Annotated in this window: 3 protein-coding genes; all 3 read left to right on the top strand. The window is 63.1% G+C overall.

Going from position 1 to position 3,445, the window contains the following annotated elements; all coding sequences use genetic code 11:
* Positions 1–2,045 (top strand): condensation domain-containing protein (locus A2J03_RS21580; protein ID WP_156520506.1); only part of this gene is annotated, 2,045 nt, incomplete at its 5' end.
* 67 nt (positions 2,046–2,112) lie between these two features.
* Complete coding sequence (locus tag A2J03_RS21575) at positions 2,113–2,604, top strand: DUF2231 domain-containing protein (RefSeq protein ID WP_068378097.1); 492 nt, start codon at positions 2,113–2,115, stop codon at positions 2,602–2,604.
* 66 nt (positions 2,605–2,670) lie between these two features.
* Positions 2,671–3,390 carry a VIT1/CCC1 transporter family protein gene (locus tag A2J03_RS21570; protein WP_068378095.1) on the top strand — a complete coding sequence of 240 codons (720 nt, stop codon included), beginning with the start codon at positions 2,671–2,673 and terminating at the stop codon, positions 3,388–3,390.
* Positions 3,391–3,445 lie beyond the last annotated feature (55 nt).

Below are 3,445 nucleotides of genomic sequence, written 5' to 3'. Positions count from 1 at the left end.
CGACCACCGGTATCGCACGGGGGTACAGCAACCGGGCCGCCGCCACCGCAACGAGATTCGTGGCACACCCGCTCGGTGGAGACGGTAGACGGCTGTTCCGTAGTGGCGACATGGCACGATCGAGGGCCGACGGCTCCCTGGCGTTCGTCGGAAGGACCGACGATCAAGTCAAGATCCGCGGCAATCGCGTCGAACTCGGCGAAATCGATGCCGCACTCCGGTCGTATCCCCGAGTCACGGCCGCCGCATCCACCACCCGACGTACCCATAGTGGTGACCTACGCATCGACGGTTACATCGTCTGCGACGGAGCACAGCCTCTCGATCCGCAGGAGGTCCGACGATTTCTCGCGAACACACTTCCGGGATCTGCAGTACCCGCGACCATCACGATGCTCAAGTCGCTACCGCTGACCGTCAACCGCAAACTCGACCGAACAGCGCTACCCGAACCCGAGCTCGACGTCGCGACCGGAGCGGACACAGAACCCCGGAGCTGTACAGAAGAGGCAGTAGCGCGGGCATTTTCGGATGTTCTCGGCCTCGCGGCCATCGATATGCATGCATCGTTCTTCGACCTGGGCGGCGACTCACTCACTGCCACCGGTGTCATCGCACGCCTGAACACCGACCTCGATGTCGACATCGGGATACGAGACCTGGTGGATGCAGGGTCGGTGCGGGCACTGTCGACATTCATCGAGACGCACACACCCCATCGCCCGCGCCAGGGGCGTCCGGTGCCGGGCGCATCGGAGAGCATTGCGGTGATCCCACTGGCGCCGCAACAAACGCACATCGACCGCCGTGCACAGCTGCCTCTGTACAACCTCCCGTTCACCATGGAGATCACCGGACCATTCGACACCTCCGCAGCCGCAGCAGCATTCATAGACGTACTCGTCAGGCATCGGAGCCTGCGCACCGTCTACCCGGATTCACCGTGGGGTCCGCGGCAAGTGGTTGTCGACGATCCATCGCGGCTGCAGTCCGTTCTCGGCGTTGCGGGGTTCGATCCGCACGCGGTCGACGAGGTCCTCGCCGCACCGTTCGATGTTCGCGGTGAGCTTCCGATTCGGGCGACACTGTTCGAGAAGGCACCGGGCATCCACCTTCTTGCGTGCACGGTGCACCACATCGCAGCAGACGGTTGGTCCCTCCGCCTGCTGGCGCAGGATTTCACTGTCGCGTATCGAGCTCGCGCATTGGGAAGCGCACCGGGCTGGGCGGAGATGCCGCTGCAGTACGCCGACTTCAGCGTCTGGGCAGCGCAGCGCCCGGGGGTGCCGGATCTCGACTTCTGGAGCCGAGAATTTGAAGGCCTTGCTTTCGATACTGCTGTCGAGACCGACCGTCCCAGAACCGCGTCTTGGGACTTCACCGGCGACAGAATCGACCTGCAGCTGGCCGTCGACATCACCGAGGGGGTCGATCGGGTCGCCCACGCCAATGGAACCGGCCGGTTCACCGTTCTGAGGGCCGGTCTCCTGGTGCTTCTCGCTCGTATGAACGGCACGAGCGATCTCGTCATCGGGACGCCGATCGCTGGCCGCACAGATCCGGAGCTGGAAGCGATCGTCGGTACGTTCGTCAATACTGTTGCGATCCGATCCGATATCGCCGCAGCGGTGACGTTCGAGGACGTCATCGCCGTTGCGCATGCGAGCGAATTACGGGCCCTGGATCATTCGAGCGTCTCGTTCGAGACGGTCGCGGCACATATCGACCCAGAACCGCACCTCGGGCGACATCCGCTCTTCCAGGTTGCGCTGTCGTTGGATGTGTTCACCGACTCGCAAATCGATCTCGGCGCCACACACGTCGACATCACGCCCCGACCGTTGGGCATCGCGAAATGTGATCTGCATTTTCACCTTGTGGAGCGACGCGACGCCGGCGGCCGGATGATCGGGATGGACGTTGGAATCGTCTACCCGACAGCATTGTTCGACCGAGACACGGTGCGATTGTTGGGGGAACTCTACGACCGAATTCTTCGGCGAATGATCACCGGCCCGGGAGTGCTGTGGTCGACACCAGCCTGAATACTACAACTCTTGTAGTATTCAGGTGTGGTTGTGCGTGTGCACGCCCGGACAGTAGGAGATCCGTGTGTCGACGATCAATGGCCTGCCCGCTCATGTGCTGCTGGTGCACTTCATCGTGGTGCTCGCCCCGCTCACCGCGTTGCTCGCCATCGTGTCGAGTATCTGGGCTCCGTTGCGCCGCAGGCTCGTCTGGTTGATCGCGGTGCTCGCGGTACTCACACTTGCCCTGACACCGTTGACCACCGATGCGGGGGAATGGCTTGAGAAGCGGGTTCCGGAGGGGGCCTCGGTGCAGACGCACGCCGAACTCGGCGACTCGATGCTCTACTTCGCACTGGGACTGGCTCTTGTCGCAGCCTTGCTCGTGGTTCAGCACATTCGGGAGCGCCGCGGGACGCGGCCGGTCCGGTGGCAATCGATCGCTGTCGCCGTACTCGCTGTCGTGGTCGGAGTAGCCACGATGGTGCAGGTGTATCGAATCGGAGAGTCCGGGGCACGCGCGGCATGGGAGGACGCAGTGTCCTCCGCACCCGCACCAATCGGTCCTGGCCAGTGATGACGAAGGGCTGGCCGGTGTCCTTCGGAGAACGGTGATCGGTACGGACCCGAACAGGAGGCGAATATGACAGATCCAGTGCCCGGTGGACATGAGGCCGAACCTCACAGCGATGTCGGGGGACGATTGAACTGGCTCCGCGCGGGAGTTCTGGGGGCCAACGACGGCATCGTCTCCGTTGCCGGATTGGTGGTGGGAGTCGCGGCCGCGACCGCAGAACGCGGACCCGTCCTTACCGCCGGTACCGCAGGCCTTGTCGCCGGGGCGGTGTCGATGGCACTGGGTGAATACGTCTCTGTGAGCACTCAGCGCGACACCGAACGATCCTTACTCGACAAGGAACGCCGAGAACTGGACGAAGAACCCGATCAGGAGCTCGCAGAGCTCGTGGCGATGTACGAGGACAAAGGCTTGTCTCCGGAGACTGCCCGCATCGTTGCAGAGGAATTGACCGCCCAGGACCCGTTCGCCGCTCACGTAGATATCGAACTGGGAATAGATCCGGACGCGTTGACGAGCCCGTGGCAAGCGGCTCTTTCATCGGCGATCGCGTTCGTCACTGGTGCAATACTGCCGCTCCTTGCGATCGTGCTGCTTCCGACTTCGATTCGGATCGCTGTGACGTTCGCGGTGGTCGTGATAGCTCTGGCCGCGACCGGAACGATCAGCGCATGGCTCGGGGGAGCCCCCTGCAGGCCCGCGGTGACGCGAATAGTCATCGGCGGGGCGATCGCCATGATCATCACCTACGGCATCGGGCAACTAGCTGGTGTCGCGGGAATCTGACGTACCAACTTCCCGGTGGGGAGAGTTCCTCAGCGAAAGATAGAGGTCGGATTCT

The organism is Rhodococcus sp. EPR-157 (assembly GCF_001647195.1).
In the GTDB taxonomy this organism is placed as follows: Bacteria; Actinomycetota; Actinomycetes; order Mycobacteriales; family Mycobacteriaceae; genus Rhodococcoides.
The sequence above is the reverse complement of the archived record's forward strand: the minus strand, read 5'-3'. Positions and strand labels throughout refer to the sequence as shown.